The 19,010-nt window shown below is 32.8% G+C and carries 19 protein-coding genes; 16 read left to right on the top strand and 3 right to left on the bottom strand.

What is annotated here, in order from left to right:
- Nucleotides 1–377 precede the first annotated feature (377 nt).
- From bsdE14_RS08620 to bsdE14_RS08545, 16 genes are all read left to right on the top strand, one after another.
- On the top strand, nt 378–2,045 hold the full coding sequence (locus bsdE14_RS08620; protein ID WP_494337213.1) for a GH3 auxin-responsive promoter family protein: 1,668 nt from the start codon (nt 378–380) through the stop codon (nt 2,043–2,045).
- Nucleotides 2,046–2,236: 191 nt separating this feature from the next.
- The gene (locus bsdE14_RS08615; RefSeq protein WP_264849528.1) at nt 2,237–3,010 is read left to right on the top strand and encodes an MBL fold metallo-hydrolase; all 774 of its coding nucleotides are present in this window, start codon (nt 2,237–2,239) and stop codon (nt 3,008–3,010) included.
- A gap of 81 nt (nt 3,011–3,091) precedes the next feature.
- Nucleotides 3,092–3,982 (top strand): AraC family transcriptional regulator, encoded by an 891-nt coding sequence (locus bsdE14_RS08610; RefSeq protein ID WP_264849527.1) that lies wholly within the window; start codon nt 3,092–3,094, stop codon nt 3,980–3,982.
- A gap of 260 nt (nt 3,983–4,242) precedes the next feature.
- Nucleotides 4,243–5,430 carry an MFS transporter gene (locus tag bsdE14_RS08605; RefSeq protein WP_264849526.1) on the top strand — a complete coding sequence of 396 codons (1,188 nt, stop codon included), beginning with the start codon at nt 4,243–4,245 and terminating at the stop codon, nt 5,428–5,430.
- Between the two features lie 11 nt (nt 5,431–5,441).
- The gene (locus bsdE14_RS08600) at nt 5,442–6,902 is read left to right on the top strand and encodes a DUF6937 domain-containing protein (protein ID WP_264849525.1); all 1,461 of its coding nucleotides are present in this window, start codon (nt 5,442–5,444) and stop codon (nt 6,900–6,902) included.
- Nucleotides 6,903–6,904: 2 nt separating this feature from the next.
- The gene (locus bsdE14_RS08595) at nt 6,905–7,819 is read left to right on the top strand and encodes an alpha/beta hydrolase (RefSeq protein WP_264849524.1); all 915 of its coding nucleotides are present in this window, start codon (nt 6,905–6,907) and stop codon (nt 7,817–7,819) included.
- Between the two features lie 238 nt (nt 7,820–8,057).
- The gene (locus bsdE14_RS08590; RefSeq protein WP_264849523.1) at nt 8,058–8,882 is read left to right on the top strand and encodes a DUF2785 domain-containing protein; all 825 of its coding nucleotides are present in this window, start codon (nt 8,058–8,060) and stop codon (nt 8,880–8,882) included.
- Between the two features lie 228 nt (nt 8,883–9,110).
- The gene (locus tag bsdE14_RS08585; RefSeq protein ID WP_264849522.1) at nt 9,111–9,761 is read left to right on the top strand and encodes a TetR/AcrR family transcriptional regulator; all 651 of its coding nucleotides are present in this window, start codon (nt 9,111–9,113) and stop codon (nt 9,759–9,761) included.
- A 42-nt stretch (nt 9,762–9,803) separates the two neighbouring features.
- Nucleotides 9,804–10,655 (top strand): CPBP family intramembrane glutamic endopeptidase, encoded by an 852-nt coding sequence (locus bsdE14_RS08580; protein ID WP_264849521.1) that lies wholly within the window; start codon nt 9,804–9,806, stop codon nt 10,653–10,655.
- Between the two features lie 134 nt (nt 10,656–10,789).
- On the top strand, nt 10,790–11,830 hold the full coding sequence (locus tag bsdE14_RS08575) for a hypothetical protein (RefSeq protein ID WP_264849520.1): 1,041 nt from the start codon (nt 10,790–10,792) through the stop codon (nt 11,828–11,830).
- Nucleotides 11,831–11,845: 15 nt separating this feature from the next.
- Complete coding sequence (locus bsdE14_RS08570; protein ID WP_264849519.1) at nt 11,846–12,103, top strand: CD3324 family protein; 258 nt, start codon at nt 11,846–11,848, stop codon at nt 12,101–12,103.
- 90 nt (nt 12,104–12,193) lie between these two features.
- Nucleotides 12,194–12,616, top strand: coding sequence for a MarR family winged helix-turn-helix transcriptional regulator (locus bsdE14_RS08565; protein ID WP_264849518.1), 423 nt, complete (start codon nt 12,194–12,196; stop codon nt 12,614–12,616).
- A gap of 121 nt (nt 12,617–12,737) precedes the next feature.
- Nucleotides 12,738–13,550: an alpha/beta fold hydrolase gene (locus bsdE14_RS08560; protein WP_264849517.1), complete on the top strand. Its 813-nt coding sequence runs from the start codon at nt 12,738–12,740 to the stop codon at nt 13,548–13,550.
- 113 nt (nt 13,551–13,663) lie between these two features.
- Complete coding sequence (locus tag bsdE14_RS08555) at nt 13,664–14,239, top strand: DUF6143 family protein (protein ID WP_264849516.1); 576 nt, start codon at nt 13,664–13,666, stop codon at nt 14,237–14,239.
- On the top strand, nt 14,236–14,781 hold the full coding sequence (locus bsdE14_RS08550) for a DUF6143 family protein (protein WP_264849515.1): 546 nt from the start codon (nt 14,236–14,238) through the stop codon (nt 14,779–14,781). Before bsdE14_RS08555 ends, bsdE14_RS08550 begins: the two co-directional genes overlap by 4 nt.
- Nucleotides 14,782–15,028: 247 nt before the next feature.
- On the top strand, nt 15,029–16,381 hold the full coding sequence (locus bsdE14_RS08545) for a L,D-transpeptidase family protein (RefSeq protein WP_264849514.1): 1,353 nt from the start codon (nt 15,029–15,031) through the stop codon (nt 16,379–16,381).
- 36 nt (nt 16,382–16,417) lie between these two features.
- On the opposite strand, the gene bsdE14_RS08540 is transcribed toward bsdE14_RS08545, so the two are convergent.
- The 3 genes from bsdE14_RS08540 to bsdE14_RS08530 form a co-directional block, all read right to left on the bottom strand.
- Complete coding sequence (locus bsdE14_RS08540; protein ID WP_264849513.1) at nt 16,418–16,867, bottom strand: GyrI-like domain-containing protein; 450 nt, start codon at nt 16,865–16,867, stop codon at nt 16,418–16,420.
- Nucleotides 16,868–16,942: 75 nt separating this feature from the next.
- Nucleotides 16,943–17,914 (bottom strand): helix-turn-helix transcriptional regulator, encoded by a 972-nt coding sequence (locus bsdE14_RS08535; RefSeq protein ID WP_264849512.1) that lies wholly within the window; start codon nt 17,912–17,914, stop codon nt 16,943–16,945.
- Nucleotides 17,915–17,953: 39 nt separating this feature from the next.
- Nucleotides 17,954–18,835: an AraC family transcriptional regulator gene (locus bsdE14_RS08530; protein ID WP_264849511.1), complete on the bottom strand. Its 882-nt coding sequence runs from the start codon at nt 18,833–18,835 to the stop codon at nt 17,954–17,956.
- Between the last annotated feature and the right edge of the window lie 175 nt (nt 18,836–19,010).

Below are 19,010 nucleotides of genomic sequence, written 5' to 3'. Positions count from 1 at the left end.
ACTAAAATTGATGATTTTTGGGCAGGTGTTTACTCATAATCCTTCAAACAGATATTTAATTGTTACTTATGGGGCTTCTACTATGAGTATACCAGCACAAACCACACCGTATAAGATAATTGTTTTGTGTTAAATTAATGCTAATATAAATAAAAAAAACTTATAGAAATCCGTAAATGAAATATTGGGGGCATTATGTTTCATTTACGGATTTATTATTTGTAAATCAAAGTTTTAAGTAGCGAACTATTTTTTGCTTTATAATGAGCAATATCTTTTGTTATAGCATTTTCTTTAATCAAAATAGAACAACAGCTAGGTAAACTTCATATATTGGATATGAAGAACTGCCGAAGGAGTGCGTTGCTACGGGTGTAATAAGTAAAATACTTTATAAGATTATAATAGAAAGCGGAGGTATAATTGAAAAAAGTTTTATTAGAGAAACTAAAAATTGCAAAGCAGTAAATGAGGAAGTGCTATTCAAAATATTGAAAGAGAATAGCAAAAGTGAAATTGGAAATAAGTATAATTTTACAGATATAAAGTCTATAGAGGATTTTAAAAGACAAGTTCCATTAACAGAATATAAGTATTACGAAGATTATATAAATCGAATGGCAAATGGAGAAAAAAATGTTTTAATCTGTGATGAGGTAGAATATTTTGGACATACATCAGGAACTACAGGTAAACAAAAGCTGATTCCTGCTACGAAAGCTAGCAGAAAGATTGCCTCGAAGTACATGGCGCTTTTAATGAATAAATTTTCATACGAAAACTTTAAAGAAAATTGGAATTATGGAAAGGGATTGATAATAGCAGATATAGTAGTGACAACTTATACTAAAGGAGGAATCCCAATATGCGCTGCTACCTCTGGGGGGATGAACGGAATAAGGCACATACTGCCATACTTATATACTTCACCAATAGAGGTTATGAAAATAAAGGACAAAGAAGCAGCTTTATACCTTCATTTGTTATTTGCATTAAAAGAGACTAATCTTATGTACATTAGTGGTGTTTTTATTTCTAATATATTAGATTTATTTAGAGTTTTAGAGATTAAGCATGAGGATTTGGTGAGAGATATACGTAGAGGGAGAATTAATAACAATATTAATATTGATGATAATACTAAAAAAAGCTTAAACAAGCATCTATCTCCAAATGCTAGCAGAGCAGATATGCTAGAACGAGAGTTTAATAGAGGGTTTGAAGGTATAGCTAGAAGGATATGGACGAGTTTAACTTATATTGCAACAGTAACAGGAGCCAACTTTTCTATATACGATGATAAGGTAAATTATTATACTGATTCAATGCCTATTTATTCTCCAGCCTATGCCTCTACTGAGGCTATGATTGGAATTAATCCCTATGCAAATAAGATAAGATATGTAATTATTCCTGACACTGTTTTTTATGAATTTATTCCTGTGAATGAAGGAGACAAATATAGTGAACATACCCTTTGTTTGGATGAACTAAAAAAAGGACAAAAATATGAAGTAGTTATTACTAATTATGCTGGTCTTTATAGATATAGGCTTGGAGATGTTATTAGGGTGGTTGACTTTTATAATAATTGCCCCGAAATTGAATTTTTATATAGAAAGAATCAAGTATTAAATATGGTAGCTGAAAAGACTAATGAAGAGCATTTAACTAATGCCATAAAGAATACTATGAAAAAGTTGAATTTAAATCTGATAGATTATACTACACTGCCTGATAATTCAATTACACCTGGAAGATATGTCTTTTATTTTGAGTTTAAAGATGAAATGCCAAAGTATAAAGTTGATTTATTAGAGAAAACTTTAGATAGTGAAATTAGAAATTCAAATTTAGCTTATGACAGGGCGAGAAATAATAAGAAATTAGGAGCTGTAAAAGTAACACTTTTGGCTCCAAATACTTTTAATATTATAAAGGAAACCTTGTTTACTAAAGGAGTGTCCAAAAGTCAAATTAAGGTTCCTAGAGTTATAATAAGCAATAAAAATATATTGAACATTATTAATAAAAATAAGATATGAAAAGTGTTAGAAGCTCTTGCTTGTGTATTATAGGCAAGAGTTTTTTTGTACGTATATTTTAATGCTCTATGAAAAATTATTGATAATAAGCTGATAATCGCTGCAAATACTCTATGTTTAGAAATGTGAGAAGTTAGTAAAATAGTATTATAAAGAAAAGCCAAGAGGCTTAGATAAAAGGGGGATGTAAAATGAAAAAAGCTTTTAAGAAAGGTTATTTATTCATTTTAAGCTTTGCACTAACTATTATGATGATGGGCGGCGTGGCTTTTGCTGGGGATTCAAGCAGCAGCTTCTGGAAGAAGAGTGCTACAATTCAATGGAGTGGACATTCTTGCTTTACTATTACTAGCGAAAGGGGAACTAAAGTTGTAACAGATCCTTTTCCAGATGGTATAGGCTACACAGTTCCAGAGCTACGTGCGGACATAGTTACCGTTAGCCATGATCATTTCGACCACAATAATCTAGCAGCAGTTAAAAGCAATTTTACAGCTGTAAGAGAAAGAGGACAATTTAACATTGATGGAATAAAAATAAAAGGTACAAAAACTTATCATGATACAGAAGGTGGAGCATTAAGAGGGGAAAACACTGTATATACCTATAATATTGATGGTGTAAATGTATGTCACTTAGGGGATTTAGGACATGAACTAACACAAGAACAGCTTAAGAGCATTGGCAAGGTAGATGTATTAATGATTCCAGTAGGTGGTTTATACACTATAGATGCAGAAGCTGCTGCAAAAGTTGTAAATCAATTGAATCCTAAAGTAGTTATACCTATGCATTATAAAACAGAAGTGCTTATTCCTGACTTTGGAGATGTAGCACCAGTAGACAATTTCATAGCAAAAATGTCAGGCTGGCAAGTATCTAAAGTTGATACTTTTGCCTTCAATAAAGCTGATTTAATGAAATCAAGTCAGAAAAAAATAGTTGTTTTAAATTATAACAAGTAAAATATTTGAAAATTTAAAGGTATTTTTCCAATCATCTAGAATATATTTAGTAATATTTTAGATGATTGGAGTTTTTTTGTTATGGAGTTGTTTACATTTGATGATAAAAGAGAGATAAAGCTGCCGGTATATATGGAAACTAAAGAACCCTTTTCCTCAGATAATCATTCAATGTTTAGACTAATTCTTGTTGAAAACGGCGGAGGTATTGTAAGTGTTAATGAAAATATTATTGTGTTTTCAGCACCTACAATTTTTTGCTTTAATTCTGATGACAAAATAGAACTTAATAAGGAAAGTGAATTAAGTGCTAGAGCAATTTACTTTAGTCCAACATTAGTAAATGACGCTTTAACAGAGGAAAAATTGAAAAATGATGGCCAAGATTTATCTGAATCAGAATATAGAGATTATTTTTCTCTGCAGCCATTTCTTTATAATGAAGAACATGGATACGGACAGTTTGAAGTAGGGCCAGCAACTGCTAAGCGTATATCAAAGTTATTTGATTCTTTAGATGAAGAAATAACCACACTTAATAGTAACTTTTGGAGATGTAGAAGTAGATCTTTCTTTTTAGAAGTTTTATTTTTGCTTCAGTATATATATACTGATTCTGAAAATGAAACTAAATTTGAAGTTATGAAGAGCACAAATGAAGTTAATGAAATTATTTTATATTTGCATACTCATTATGAAAGAAAAATTACTATTGAAGAGTTAACAGAAGAGTTTCATATGAACAGGACAACGCTTACAGATAAATTTAGCCACTGTACTGGTATGTCAGTTATGGAATATCTGATTAAATTGAGAGTAAGGATGGCAGCAATAATGCTCAGGGATACTATGCTTTCAATATCTGAAATAGCTTATAGGGTAGGCTTTAATGACATAACTCATTTTGGAAGAATGTTTAAAAAGCATATGGTATATTCGCCCTCTGAATATAGAAAAATAAAAGCTGAATAAAGTATGAGCTTTTAAGCTTATGTAAATATGGAGTGCCTCGTAAATAGGTTTCTAATTCATCTAAGTGATGAATAATCTATCTACGGGGTATTTTTATTTTAATTATAAGGAAATTTATAGAAAATGCTTTGTAAAAACTGAAAACGTTTATTGACATGAAAACTGAAAATGATATAATATATATTAAGGTGATAGTTTAACTATCATATATCGGCATAAATTAAAAAGTACCGTATTTTATTAATGGGGGTAAAAATAATATGAAAAAAAAGTTTGTTCCTTATGTAGTGGGAATTCCTAATTTAAGTGTAGGTCTCTTATGGGCTATGAACATGTCTCTAATACCTATGCTGGTAGGTACTGTAACTGACAGCAATAGGATGCTAGGATTATTGGTTTCAATGGGGGCGTTCACAGGAATTTTTGTTCAATATCTAGCTGGAATAATAAGTGATAGAAGTAACTTTAAGATGGGTAAAAGAAAACCTTTTATTTTAGGTGGAGCAATTATAGCAGCAATATTTATCATGATATTGCCTTTTTCAAAAAGTTATGTGCTTATGTTTGTGTGTGCCTTTTTATTTTACTTTAGTTTGAATTTCTTCCAAGGACCATATTATACATTAATTCCAGAAGTTGTAGATGACAATCAATTAGGCTTGGCTAATGGATTTTCAAAGATTATAAGCGTATTAGGCAGCGGAGTTATTTTGGTTACAGGACCAATGCTTTGGGACAAGAATCACAGTTTTCCTTTCCTAGCTGCAGCGGTTTTAGGAATTATATCAGTTATGATAGGTACCCTGCCAATTAAAGAAAATAAAGAAAAGTACACTAAGCCTACTAAGATTTCCTTTGATTTTATTAAATATCCTTCAGTTTTAATGCTTTTTGCATCAGTGTTTTTTATATTCTTAAGCTACGGATGTATTACACCTTACTTTGTTAAGTATTGTGCACAACAGCTGAACTTTTCAAATGCTACAGCAAGCAATGGACTATTTGTTTTAACTATTGTAGGAGCTCTATTTGCGGTACCAGCTGGTATTGTATCAGATAAAATAAACAGAAAAGTAGTTTTACTTGCTGGAACTGTAATTTTTACAGTAGGACTTGGTTTAGCTGCTTTTGCAACAAGTGTTTTAAGTTTATATTTATTACTTTCATTAATAGGAATCGGCTTTATTTGTATTCAAGTAACTATATACGCAATTTTAGCGGAAATAGTTCCACCAGAAAGATTAGGGGAGTTTATGGGTATAATGAATCTATTTATTTCATTAAGCCAATGGATAGCCACTCTTGTAATGGGATGGATACTTGATACTGCAGGCTTTAAGTACTTCTTCCCTGTTGCTGCAGTAATTATGTTTATAGCAGCTATAGTAGTATTCTCCAGCAAATTTAACAAGTTTGTAAACGCAAGTAATAGTAGCGTAAGAATGTAGGGGGAAATATAATGGATCGTGCAAAGGTTATTTTCGGAAATGAGATTTCTGAAAAGGCATATAATAAAGCAGTTAAGGCTAAAAAGAAGCATATGAAAAAGTTTGGAGATGATTCTAATACTTTATATCATCTTTCAGTAAAGGATAATGATACTATAGGCTCCTTTTTAGGTGTAAAAAATATAGTAATTGGAGATACGAGTGAGCCAATAGATAGAGAAAAAGGAATTGTAATAGGCAATATTAGAATGGGCTTTGGGCACTATAGAATTTCTATGGCTATGGCTTCAGCAGCACATGCCATGGGGTATACTCCTTATTGGTTTGATTTAAATTCCTTTAAACAAACCACAGGGGGAAAGGTTATAGACCATTTAAATTCTATGTATTCTATGGGTTCCAGGTGGTCGCAGAAGTATTCACTTTTTAACAAATACTTTTGGGAGCCTTTAAATTCTGAGGGCTTTAGAAAACTTACTTATAATTCTTCAGATCAAAAGGTATCAGAGTTAATGACACCAGTATATAGAGAGCTTCCTAAGGATATTCCTTTTGTCGCAACTCATGTATGGCCTGCACAAGCTGCGGTGCATGCAGGTCTTACAAAGGTTGTAAATGCAATTCCTGACAACTGGCCAATGGCACTGCATTTATCTGAGGGATCAATTCATACAGTACAGACACCTTCCTCATATTTAGGATATAAGACTTTGAGAGGAATGGATGGAAAGAATATTTTAAATCCAATACCTGATGGGGATTTGGTAGAGGTAGGGCACTACATTGACCATGAGCTAGTTCATAATCTAGAGAAGGATTGTGAAAATAGACTTAAGAGAATTAAAGATAAAAAGCCCAAGAGAATTCTTTTAACTGTTGGTGGAGCTGGTGCTCAAAAGGAAATTTTCGTAAAGCTTATACAAAAGATTCTTCCACTTGTAAAGGAAAATAAGGCGGTATTATATATTAATGTTGGAGATCACAAGGTTGTATGGGAAGGCCTATGCAAGGAAATTCCTGAGCTTGACTCGGTTTCAGAAAAATACTTTGATGATTGGAAGAAGACTTGTGATTTTGCAGAAAGTGCAGTAGAAGGTGAAGTAAAAGGAGTGCATGCATTTTATAATGAGGAGATATTTGCAGCAGTATATGCATCAAACCTTTTAATGAGATCAACGGACATATTAGTTACAAAACCTAGTGAACTAGCATTTTATCCAATACCTAAGCTTATGATTAAGCGTGTAGGGGGACATGAAGCTTGGGGGGCTATAAGAGCAGCAGAAGTAGGGGACGGAACTATTGAATGTGATGAAATAGGAAGAGCTCTTCAAATGCTTGACCTTATGCTAAACGGAGATGAAATATTAACTATGCTTACGCAGAATATATTAAAGGCTAATAGTATAGGAATTTATAATGGGGCCTATAAGGTAGTAGAACTAGCTGTTAAGGGAAGAGGAGCAAGATAGTTATGAAAGAATGCATCAAGGCAAAGGATGGCAAGAAGCTGTATGTTTATTGCTGGGACAAGGTTCAAAAGCCTAAGGCTATGGTACAGATTTTTCATGGTATGGCTGAACATGCAGGCAGGTATAAAGATTTTGCAGAGTATCTTAACTCTAATGGTTTTATTGTCTATGCATCAGATCATAGGGGACATGGAAAAACTGCTGGTTCTGTAGAAAAGTTGGGGGATATTGGAGAAGATGGTTTTAATGCTATTATAGAAGATAAAAACCTTATTTTCCAGCAAATGAAGGCGGAGCATCCTGAATTACCAATGTTTTTATTGGGTCACAGCTTCGGCTCCTTTCTAGCTCAGGAATATATCATCCGCTATGGAAATACGCTGGATGGAGTTATTTTATCAGGCTCAGCTGCACAAAAGGGTCCACAAGTATATGCAGGTAGATTAATTACTTCAGTGCAAAGGCTTATTCATGGGGAGAAGAAACAGAGTAAGCTAATGGATAAACTAAGCTTTGGAAATTTTAATAAGAGATTTAAAGCTGACGGACATAACTTTGCATGGCTTAGTACTGACCTAAAGCAGGTTCAAAAATATGAAGATGACCCTTATTGCGGTACCATATTTACTATAGGCTTTTTCTATTATCTTATGAAAGCCTTCAAAAGTCTCTATAAAAAAGACAGATTAGCCTTAATTACAAAGACACTTCCAATATTCGTAATATCTGGACAGGAGGATCCTGTAGGGGGTTATGGGAAGCTTGTAAAAACCCTTTATGAAATTTATAAAGGATTGGATATTAAAAATGTGCAGATGAAACTATATCAAGGCTGTAGACATGAAATACTTAATGAGACCAATAATAAGGTAGTATATGAAGATATATTGAAGTGGCTAAGCAGAGAAATACAATAAATAAAGATAATAAGAAAAGGTGCTGACCTTCAGAGGAGGGAGCACCTTTTTTGCTTTTTAAATTATTGAAATACTTCTTATTTAGTCTGCCAAGAGATTCTGATTATAAAAATAAAGGGAGATGAGATTTTTTAGTGGTTTATATGGGAAAAACCATAAGCTGAGTAGTGTGAAGTGTTTCTGTTTTGTAATATAATGGAATAGGGGTATTTAAAATAAGGTATTGGGGGACGAAATAATGGGAGAAAAAAGTATACTAAAAGAAAAACTAATTAAAATAAAAGCTAATAACTACTTATTAGAAAATAAAGATCACTATTTTAAAGTAGCACTTCAAATGACGGACAACTTAGGCTCTTTGGATTCTGAGTTTAGAGATGATTTAATATATACAACATTTTATCATTTTATCATTGAAGACAGATTTACCGTTGAACAGCTTAAGTGCTTGTTGAATATTTGTTTGGATAAAACACATCTTTTTTATAAATTACAGGATGAAGATGAGGATGCTATTTTTACAAGAACCTTTTCAGTGTTAATAGTTGCTCTAATTTTATATAAACATAGAGAGATAGGCATTTTATCAGAAAAAGAGTTGTATGAGGTGAAAGATAAGCTTATGCAATATATGCTTACTGAACGAGATGTTAGAGGATACGTTGATATTAAAGGTTGGGCACATTCAGCAGCACACACAGCAGATGCTTTAGACGAATTAATTCAATGCAGCTGCTTTAATACAGAAGATTTAATGGATGTGTTAAATTCTATAAAAGCTAAGGTATGTATTGATTATTATGTTTACGTTGATGAAGAGGATGAGAGAATGGTTACGGCTGTGGAAAGCGCTATTAACAGAAAAATGCTTAGTAATTCTCAAATAATTCACTGGCTGCAAGGATTTAAAATTGAAAAGCCTAATGATAAAAAGAAGCGGGAATATTGGCGCTTAAGAGTTAATATGAAGACATTTCTAAGAAGTCTATATTTTAGAATACTGGAGAAAGAGGATTTAGATTATGCTGTTAATGAAGTAAAAATGCTTCTTAATGAGCTCTAGAAAAATAAAATCTATAAAAGCCACATTCAAAGTGAAAAACTAGCAGTTTTATAAAAGCTGCTAGTTTTTATGTTAATTTATGATTATTAAATAAAATACGATGCAGCAATAATATATGTTTATTAAGATGAGAACACTCTCATTTTAGTATTGACATTAACTTTTATCAGTAGTAAGATAGAAATATAAAAATGAGACATATCTCATTTTAGCAAAGGAGAAAAGCTAATGCCGAAAGTAAATGATGATTATATTAATAAAAAGAAAAATGAAATATTAGATGCTGCCTTTATGATATTTAAGCAAAAACCATTATATGAGATGACTATGCTTGATGTTATAAAGGAAGCTGGTATAAGTAAAGGAGGGATATACAGATATTTTAGTGATATTGATGAGGTTATTATAGCCTTAATTAATAGAGAGACGGCTAAAAATAACTATAAGCATAAAATTGATGAGATTGTAACAAGTATAGATGCTGCAGAAGGTGTAATTAAGGAGCTATTTAATTTCTTGGCAAACTATATTAATGATAGTCCAGATACACTTGGAAAATTTCAATTTGAGCTTACTGTATATTTATCCAATCATCCTGAGAAGTCAGTTAAGTTTAAAAATAGTCTTACAGAACAGGAAAATGGCCAATATCTTATGAGTACACTTTTCAAAGTGATAACGGAAGGAGTAAATAAGGGAGAGCTTAAAGCAATCTTTCCGCTGGAGGATATCTTTTCTTATATTATTACCACAATTGATGGTGTAGTTAATAAAGCTGTTTTACAAAAATGTTATGGTAGTAATGAAAATAGCATTGATGTTATAAAGCTTTTTAAGCTTATATCAAATTCAGTTTTGCATATGTTAGGGGGTAAATAATCTTAAATTATGTATTTTTAAAAATAATTTAGGGGGCTATGTATGAAAAGTAAGGATTTAAGAGAGGTTACAATATTTTTCGTAGTTACTATATTCTTAAGCTTATTTGTGTTTTGGGGACCAATTGCTTTATTCAAAGTTCCAACTATGGGGTTTAAAAGAGGTGCAGTTGGGCCAGCTTGGGCAATTATATTAGCCATGATTGGAGGCTTTGTGCCTTCCATAACAGGAATAGTACTTACTGCTATTTTTCAAGGTAAAAGACAGGCCAAGCAATTTATTAAAGAAGCATTCCAAGTTAAAATCGGCTTAAAGTGGGTTGCTGTCATAATATTAACTGCAGCTTGTTTTGCTGCATCTTGGATTGTTATTTATACAGTTTTGGGTGGCAACTTTAATTATTCTATATTTCTAAACTTACTACCTACTATTATTCCATTGTTTATATTGGGTCCACTCTCTGAGGAATATGGTTGGAGAGGCTTTGCTTTAAAAAGGCTATTAAGAGTTGTAAATCCTAACGCAGCAAGTTTAGTGATTGGGCTAATTTGGTCCTTATGGCACTTGCCATTGTTTTACACAGTAGGCACTAATCAGTATGAGCATCATCTTTCATTTCTTACCTTTATGATATCTGTTACTAGCAGCTGTTTTATCTATACTTATGTCTATATAAAAACAAATCAAAATTTGTTTACAGCAGTATTATTTCATTGGGTTTACACCTTTCTTTCAGATGCAGTACACAGCGGTATTGTAAGAACAAGTTCATTCAATTCCCTGGAATTTATACCAGCGCTTCTAATTGGGCTAGTATTTGCATTTATGCTACATAGGGTACAGTCTCCAGCAAACATTGCCAATGCCTGCAATACTCTGGAGGGCAAAGCATAATGAAATAGACTTTGAACTAGGTAAAGAATTATTATAATAGAAAGAGGCATTGAAGTGGATTCCTTAAGCCATGTATAATTTAATTGTAATCAAACAGTGCACTGAAAAATCATAAAATTGGGGGCAATTAAATTATGAAAAATATAAATGAGGAACTAACTAAGTGGGCTATAGATAAAATCAATAAAGAATATCAAGGAGAAATTAGTCTGCTGCTAGCGCATGATACTTTAAGGCTGGAAGAAGATAAGGGAGAATATGCATTAAGCTTTTTCATTCCAGAAACTGAACATGCATATAACCTATCAAAAACCTTTATTATTGATGGGAAAGGATATGATTTATATCCAATTTCATGGAACAGGATGGAAAGTTTTGCAGAAGTTAAAGAATATAATACCACCTCTTTGGCAGATGCAAGGATTCTCTACGCAAAAGATGAAGCATGTAAAGAGAGATTTGAACAGCTTCAAAAAAGATTGAAGAAAAATCTAAGTAATGCTGAATTTATGTATAAGAAGTCCTTAGAACATTTAAATATAGCTATGCAGATATATCAGACGATGGTATTTGAAAATTCTATATGCAACATTAGAAAAGCAAGCGGATATATAATAGATTATTTAGCAGTGGCAGTAGCAGATTTAAATCATACCTATTTTAAGACTACGCAGATTTACCAAATGGAAGAGTTAAGAACAATGAAAGAGATACCAGCTGAATTTATTACATTGTATGAAAAAATCATTCATGCAGATGGTGTAGAGGAAATAAAGCAGTTATGCTACGAAATTATTAATACAACAAGACAATTTATTAAAGAAAAGAAGGATAACACAGTAAAAAGCAAACCAGAGGCTAATTTTAAAAATTTAGCAGATTGGTATCAGGAGCTATGCTATACTTGGCGTAGAATTTATGTACATTGTGAAAAGAAGGATTCAGTAAGAGTCTTTATGTGGGGATGTATGCTTCAATATGAATTAGATATCATAAAAGAAGAATTTGGTCTAGAAGAATTAGATTTATTAAGTGCTTATGGTGCTGATGACTTAACACCATTTTACAATAGAGCAAAGAAACTTGAAGAACGTATTGTAGCTGTAATTGAGGAACACGGAATAGTAATTGATGCTTATGATAACATTGAAGAGTTTTTGAAGAAGAACAGATAAGGCAAGGTAGGAATTATGAAGTATAAAAATGCATTTGATATTCTACCGGATGAGCTGCTGCATGAAATTCAAAAATATATTGAAGGAGAAGCGTTATACATTCCTAAAAGCAAAGAGCGAAAAAAGTGGGGAGAAGGTTCGGGTGCAAGAACTTATTTTACGGAAAGAAATGAAGAAATAAGAAATAAGTTCTTTAAGAAAATATCTATTGACGACTTGGCAGAGGAATATGGACTTTCCACAGAAACTATTAGAAAAATTGTATATAAGTAATTAAGTTGGGAATCTCTAAGTCACTGAGATTCCCTTTTATTCTGTCTGAAACTACTTGACAATGGTTTGATATAAAACTATAATTGAGGCATGGAAGCAAGAGATATAATATCATTAATTTCAAAAGTAAGAGATTGTGCTAATAGGCTCATTGAAAGTGAGATGGAGAGCTTTGGAGTAGAAGGACTTGCAACATCTCATGGAGACATTCTTCTTGCACTCTTAAAAATTGAAAAGCTAACTATGAAGGAGCTTGCAGAGAAGATAGATAAGGATAAGTCAACGGTAACTGCACTTGTAGACAAATTAATAAAGCAAGGATATGCTCTGAAAACAAGGGATACGGAAGATAACCGGGTGGTGTTTGTGACCTTAACTGAAAAGGGCAGAGCACTAAAACCTATGTTTGATGAAATATCACAAAAGCTATTGTCTACAGTGTATGAGGGCATTTCAAAAAGCGAAAAGGAGGAGCTTATAAAAACCTTAATAAAAATAAAAAATAACTTTTAAATTTTTTTAATAATATAGTTTGATATAAAACTGTTTGATATCATATCATTTTGCTGAAAGTACAAGTAAGTGTAACAAGAGGATTTTTTAAATCAAATTAAAATAAATGGAGGGAAATAGCATGGAAACAGTGAAAATTTACAGAAGTATTGCAAAGCTTAAGAGTATTGACATGTTTTACTTTGATACGAAAACTGAAGGACCAGTAATACTTTGTCTGCATGGAAGATGGGGGAGGGCAGAAACCTGGCAGGATTTTATAAAGCACTATGGAAAACAGTATAGAATTATTGCACCAGATCAGAGAGGACATGGGCTTAGCAGCAAGCCTGAAGCTGAATACACTGCTAAAGAAATGGCTGAGGATGTGATTGAACTATTAAATTATTTAGATATCCATTCAGTGATTTTGGTAGGGCATTCTATGGGAGGGGCTGTAGCTGGATATTTAGCTGCGGTATATCCTAGTTATGTAAACGCAGTAGCAATACTGGACATGTCAGCTGCGGAATCTAAAAAAGCAGAAGGGGAAAGAAGTTGGCTTACAAAGGATTGGCCATTACCATTTGCCACACTAAATGAAGCAATGAGTTTCATTAAGGAGGTTTCAGTTTCAGCTTTAGAATATCAATATTTTATGAACAGCTTGATAGAGACTGTTGAAGGCTATGACATGCTGTTTAGTCCTCAGGCTAAGGCTATTGGTACTGTATATTATAAGGAGTGGTTCTATTTATTGCCTAGAATAAAGTGTCTTGCTTTATTAATAAGATCCAGCAGCCATGAAGGTGTACCAGACGAAGATTATATTAAAATGCAGTCCTTGCTTCCAAATTGCATTGCATATGAAATGTCCCATCCAGATCATAATGTGCAGCTTGCAAACAAGGAAGAGTTTTATGGTTATTTTAGTGAATTTCTAAAAAGAATATAAAATCTGTATAGACCATTTGTTTTAACGCTGCTTAATGAATTTAACTAGTGGAACAAATCCCTTAAGTATCTCATATTATGCCAATATGAGATATTGTAATTTGGAGGGAAAAGATGCCTAAAAGAATGAAAGAAAGGCCAATTGAAGTAGTTGATATAACCAGTCCAGCATTTAATTCTATGCTTGGAAGATATTTTATCGGACAAACAGGGATGCTTGATTTTGGGGATGGGCTTAGTGCTTGGGGCGGAATAGTAAACCCAATTGATTCAGGTGTAAATTTGTATTTTGATATTTTTACTATTACTAACTTTTCAACTGAAAGCTTTATTGGAGAGATATGGCTAAATGCAAAGGAGCCAAGGAAGTCAATAGAAGCTACAACTGTTACCCCGTCAAATCAGGGTATTATACCACCCCCAAAGCCAAAAGCCATAATGAAATATGCGGATAATATAAATGAACCCTTAAAAAATGGTGTGAATATCTTCGGCAGAATTGTTGCTCCGAATTCAACCTTGGTAAGTGATTCTCATCAGGGTTCTATAATTATTGGCCCAGGAGGCTCCTTTTCAATACTATTAAAGGCATTGGACTCAGGAAATATCAAGGGAACCATTGTTTTGACTTGGTGGGAGGAAAAATCTGATGTGGAGGACAATAGATATTCTAGAGGAGGTAAATTATGAGCTCTAATGCAATGAGAAAAGAAAAACATCCTCAAGAGGTTATTGTACTGTCTGATGCTGTATATCATTCTTACCAAGGTAAATACTTTCTAGGCCAAACTAATATGATAACTTTTGGAGGCGGATATAACGCCTGGGGAGGATTAATAAATCCCGCAGATTCAAATGTTAATATGTTTTTAAATGCCTATACCATTTCCAACTTCTATGATAAGCCTTTGACTGCAGAAGGTTGGCTTAGCAGCGTACTACCTGGAGAAGGAAAATTATCAAGACACTTTGCTGCTGGGAATCAGTCAATTATTCCACCACCAATGCCTATGGTAAAAATACAGAGTGCAGATTTTGTAAAAAAAGCGCCTACAGGCGGCACATATACCTTTGTGAGAAGGGTGGAACCAAACGAAACACTTACAAAGCACGATTTTCAAGGCATGTATATCATTCCGCCTGGAAGTTCCTTTGTCTTATTTTTTCTATCCCCTGGAAAGGAGAAAGTGCAGACTAGATTGGCTTTTGGTTGGTGGGAGGAAAAAGTATAAAGTCTTAAACTTTGATTAAAATAAAAAAACTTTAATTCTTAGAATATAAACTAACAGCTGATAAAAAAGCTGCTAGTTTTTTTCTATTAAAGTTCTTTGGTTTTAAATCTAAAGGTTCTCTCATACAATGGAATATAGAATTTTTTAAAGGAAGTGAATTAACTTTAATTTGCTTGCATGAGGGGGCGGTTTTACGGAGACAGAGAAAATTACAGAAAAGAAAAAACCTAAAGGGAAAAAGGTTGTAATGGGGCTTATTATTGCACTTGGTGTTCTCCTTGTGATCTATTTTGGAGCAGCTATATACTATATGAATCATTTTTATTATGGTTCTGTAGTTAATTGTATTAGTGCTTCAGGTAAAACTGTAGAGGAAGTAAAAAGTGAAGTAGAGGCGCAGCTTAAAGATTACAGCTTAAGTTTAAAGGAGAGAGGAGGAAAAACTGAACAAATCAAAGCAGTAGATATTGGAATGAAATATGATTCCGATAAGGAGGTTGGGGCATTAAAAGATAGGCAAAACGGCTTTAAGTGGATTTCAGCTTTTTTTAGTAAGGAGGATAACGCCATCACATTAAAACTTACCTATGATAAGGAATTATTAAAAAAGCAATTTGACAAGCTTTCTTGCTTTGACAGCAAAAACGTAATTGAACCTAAGAATGCTAGTATCAAATATAATGATAACGGCTATGTCATTGTAGATGAGGTTAATGGCACTAAGATTAATAAGGATGTTTTATATGCAAAGGTAGAAAATGCAATTATAAAAGAGGAAACTATAGTGGACATGGAAACAATCGATTGCTATATAAAACCTCAGTATACTTCTAAATCTGAAAAGCTTATAGAAGCTAAAAATCAGCTAAATAAATACATAGCTTCGAAAATCACCTATAATTTTGGAATGCAAAAGGAAACTATAGATAACTCTATAATAAATAAGTGGATTTATCTTGATGAAAATTTTAAAGTTAAGGTTGATGAAGGAAAAATTAAGGCCTATGTACAGGGACTTGCCAGCAAGTATAATACTATTGGCAAGATAAGAAGCTTCCATACATCTTCAGGAACTACAATAAATGTTAGTGGGGGAGATTATGGATCTGCAATTAGCGTTGACAAAGAATTAGAATATCTAGCTGCAGCTATAAAGGAAGGGCAGGCTGCAACAAGAGAACCTAAGTATGCTCAAACAGCTTTTGCTAGCGGCAGTAATGATGTAGGGAATACCTATGTTGAGATAGACATATCAAGACAACATCTATGGTTTTATAAAAATGGTTCCCTTGTAGTACAGGGTAATGTGGTAACTGGAAACCTAAGCAGTGGGCATGCAACACCATCAGGTATTTATAGTTTAAAGTATAAGGAAAGGGATGCTGTGCTAAAAGGACAGGGATATGCAGCTCCAGTTGATTATTGGATGCCTTTTAATGGAGGAATTGGAATGCATGATGCCAGCTGGAGATATGGTGAATTTGGAGGAAGTATATATAAGACAAATGGCTCCCATGGTTGTGTAAATTGCCCTTATGATGTAGCCAAGACTGTATATAATAATATTGAGATAGGTACCCCTATTGTTTGTTACTATTAAGAGATAAGCCCCTAGCGCGTGCTAAGGGCTATTGTCTTATTTAATAGGAATGTATACATCAAACTCTCCATTGTTCATAAATCTATCATCGTATAACTCGAGCTGAGGTCTATAATCTAGTTCATACTCAGCGGCTGGTATCCATTTACTGAATATATTATCATAAAATTCACCTAAGTCTTTTAAAGCACCAACAAAGGTGTACACAACATATTTTCCTTCTGGCACAACTACTGTTGTCATTCCTTCTGGAATATCCTCAAAGCTGTCTACTTCTGCACAAGCTGTATAGTGGAACTTACCTTCAGAGTCCGGCATATCATCGCATACTCCATAACAAAGCATTGAAGCACTCTTATGCTTTATATCCTTGTAAAGCTTGTTAAAGGTATTCCACATGTTTGGAATTTCTCCATTGTTATTGTCTCCAAAGTAAGTTAGCCCTACAGCCTTGAAACCTTTAATATTAACTATTTTCTCTCTCATAATTATTTACCTACCTTTCATACATTTGATATATAAAGTATAGCAAACAATCCTTGCCAATAATGTGTCAGGGATTTAGTTAATTTTATATAAATCACATATTTTTTTGCTTTTATTTATAATAAATTCTCTTAGTTCAGTAGGGTCTAAAACCTCTAATCTATCACTCATAGGGAAAATAACATTACAGGCTGTGGTAAAGCTTATCATATCTATATCATAAATAAAATATCCATTATCTTCAGTGGTGGAACAGATATTAAAGCCTTCAAGCAGCTTTTTCTTTTCTTCGTAAAATTTAAGCTTTACAGGATAAGAGCTGCTAACTGATTCAGAAACTGTTCTTGTCACAAATTGCTTCTTGCTCTTTTTCCAAAAGTCTTTTAAATAAAAGCTGTCTGGCATAATGAAGCTTTCCTCCAGCACTTCAATATCTGTTACTCTAGCACATTTAAAAACTCTAATTTCATTTTTTAATTCACAAAAGGCTACCATATACCACTGGGAGTTTTTTATTACTACACCGTAAGGTCTTATAACCCGTTCTGATACTTCGCCAGTATATTTCTTATAATGTATTTTTAATTTATTTAAATTAAGTACTGATTTTTTTATTAAATCCACATATTGATTTTCATGCCTTTTGCCCCACCAAGGCTCGGAATCAACGAAAAAGCTTTCCTTAGCCCTAACAATCTCCTGCCTATGCTCCTTAGAAACAGAGCTTTCAAGCTTAATAAAGGCATTGTTTAGTTCCTCAGAGGCCCCTGTATTATTTTCTGGTCTAATGCCCATACTGGAAAGAAGTAAATTCACTACATCTTCACTTCCTAGGCTATTAGAATTAATTTTATAGCCTTCCATAAAGGAATATCCTCCATTTGGACCTGGAATTGAGGTAATGGGAATACCTGCTTCACATAATATATCAATGTCTCTATATATACTTCTCTCGGAGGTTTCAAGAATTTCTGCTAAATTTCTTGCTTTCATTATTCCTCTGGAATCAATTAGCATAATAATACCTAAAAGCCTGTGAAGTCTCATGAGATCACACTCCTATCCTAATTTCTTTCAAACTGGGACTTAACACTCCACTATTGGCTGATATACATATAATTCGCAATAGTTATCTTTTGACATGGAGGTATCAATATATTCAAACCTAAAAGTATCAGCGAAGTTATAACCTGATTTAAAAATCCATTTAGAATATAATTGAACTAATAAACGGCCTACATGTCTTCCATTAATATCATCAGGACGAAAAAAGCCAACAAAACGAAATACTACGTACTTATGGGCTGGTATAGAAATACCTGTCATTCCTTCGGGAATATTAGTCAAATCATGCACCTGTACACTTGGAATGTAATATATGAATCCATTACTGCTCCAGTCTGTATAACCAAAATACACCTGTGGGTTTATAGTGCTACTAATTTTATCCTTATAATTATAAAAGAAATCACGTCCATATGCATTTGCAGTTTTATCACCAGATTTACTTAATATTTTATGCTTAATACCGATTAAATTAAACTTTTGTCTAAATACAAAATGTGGGTTATAAGTAATCGAATTACCCAGAGACAAGATATCGTTAGTATTAATTTTTTCTTTAATAACTAGACTTAATGAGGTTTGGTCTGATCTCACTTTTAGAGGGGTACAGCCAAAGGCCTTTTTGAAAGCTCTTATATAAGACTGCTCATAGTCAAAGCCATAATCTAAAGCAATATCTATAATTCTCATATTAGTATTTAAAAGTTCACTAATACTTGCTGTTAGCTTTCGTGATTGAACATATTCAATAATAGACTCTCCTGTTAAAGATTTAAAAATTCTATGTAGATAATATTTTGATATCCCAGTATGCTTGGATATATCATCTAAAGAAATCTTATTATAAAGATTTTTCTCAATATAATCTATAGTTGAAACTATAGCTTCTTTTAAGTCTTTCATATTTTAAACACCTTATCCTATTAATAGTTATTATATCAAAAAGCAATATTGGTTCATTTTAATGGATAATATCTATTAAAATTATATTCAAAGGTAAAACTCATTCATTTCAAATTTATTATATCTATTAAATCAATTAAAGTAAATGCTATGCAAATTTGAAAAAATTAAACTG

This window comes from Clostridium omnivorum, from assembly GCF_026012015.1.
Taxonomy (GTDB): domain Bacteria; phylum Bacillota; class Clostridia; order Clostridiales; family Clostridiaceae; genus Clostridium_AX; species Clostridium_AX omnivorum.
This window is presented reverse-complemented; position numbering and strand designations above follow the sequence as displayed.

Excerpts from the sequence above, each read along its gene's own strand:
- bsdE14_RS08615 (WP_264849528.1), top strand. The coding sequence starts at position 2,237 with ATGAAAAAAGCTTTTAAGAAAGGTTATTTATTCATTTTAAGCTTTGCA.
- bsdE14_RS08610 (WP_264849527.1), top strand. The coding sequence starts at position 3,092 with ATGGAGTTGTTTACATTTGATGATAAAAGAGAGATAAAGCTGCCGGTA.
- bsdE14_RS08605 (WP_264849526.1), top strand. The coding sequence starts at position 4,243 with ATGAAAAAAAAGTTTGTTCCTTATGTAGTGGGAATTCCTAATTTAAGT.
- bsdE14_RS08600 (WP_264849525.1), top strand. The coding sequence starts at position 5,442 with ATGGATCGTGCAAAGGTTATTTTCGGAAATGAGATTTCTGAAAAGGCA.
- bsdE14_RS08595 (WP_264849524.1), top strand. The coding sequence starts at position 6,905 with ATGAAAGAATGCATCAAGGCAAAGGATGGCAAGAAGCTGTATGTTTAT.
- bsdE14_RS08590 (WP_264849523.1), top strand. The coding sequence starts at position 8,058 with ATGGGAGAAAAAAGTATACTAAAAGAAAAACTAATTAAAATAAAAGCT.
- bsdE14_RS08585 (WP_264849522.1), top strand. The coding sequence starts at position 9,111 with ATGCCGAAAGTAAATGATGATTATATTAATAAAAAGAAAAATGAAATA.
- bsdE14_RS08580 (WP_264849521.1), top strand. The coding sequence starts at position 9,804 with ATGAAAAGTAAGGATTTAAGAGAGGTTACAATATTTTTCGTAGTTACT.
- bsdE14_RS08575 (WP_264849520.1), top strand. The coding sequence starts at position 10,790 with ATGAAAAATATAAATGAGGAACTAACTAAGTGGGCTATAGATAAAATC.
- bsdE14_RS08570 (WP_264849519.1), top strand. The coding sequence starts at position 11,846 with ATGAAGTATAAAAATGCATTTGATATTCTACCGGATGAGCTGCTGCAT.
- bsdE14_RS08565 (WP_264849518.1), top strand. The coding sequence starts at position 12,194 with ATGGAAGCAAGAGATATAATATCATTAATTTCAAAAGTAAGAGATTGT.
- bsdE14_RS08560 (WP_264849517.1), top strand. The coding sequence starts at position 12,738 with ATGGAAACAGTGAAAATTTACAGAAGTATTGCAAAGCTTAAGAGTATT.
- bsdE14_RS08555 (WP_264849516.1), top strand. The coding sequence starts at position 13,664 with ATGCCTAAAAGAATGAAAGAAAGGCCAATTGAAGTAGTTGATATAACC.
- bsdE14_RS08550 (WP_264849515.1), top strand. The coding sequence starts at position 14,236 with ATGAGCTCTAATGCAATGAGAAAAGAAAAACATCCTCAAGAGGTTATT.
- bsdE14_RS08545 (WP_264849514.1), top strand. The coding sequence starts at position 15,029 with ATGGGGCTTATTATTGCACTTGGTGTTCTCCTTGTGATCTATTTTGGA.
- bsdE14_RS08540 (WP_264849513.1), bottom strand. The coding sequence starts at position 16,867 with ATGAGAGAGAAAATAGTTAATATTAAAGGTTTCAAGGCTGTAGGGCTA.
- bsdE14_RS08535 (WP_264849512.1), bottom strand. The coding sequence starts at position 17,914 with ATGAGACTTCACAGGCTTTTAGGTATTATTATGCTAATTGATTCCAGA.
- bsdE14_RS08530 (WP_264849511.1), bottom strand. The coding sequence starts at position 18,835 with ATGAAAGACTTAAAAGAAGCTATAGTTTCAACTATAGATTATATTGAG.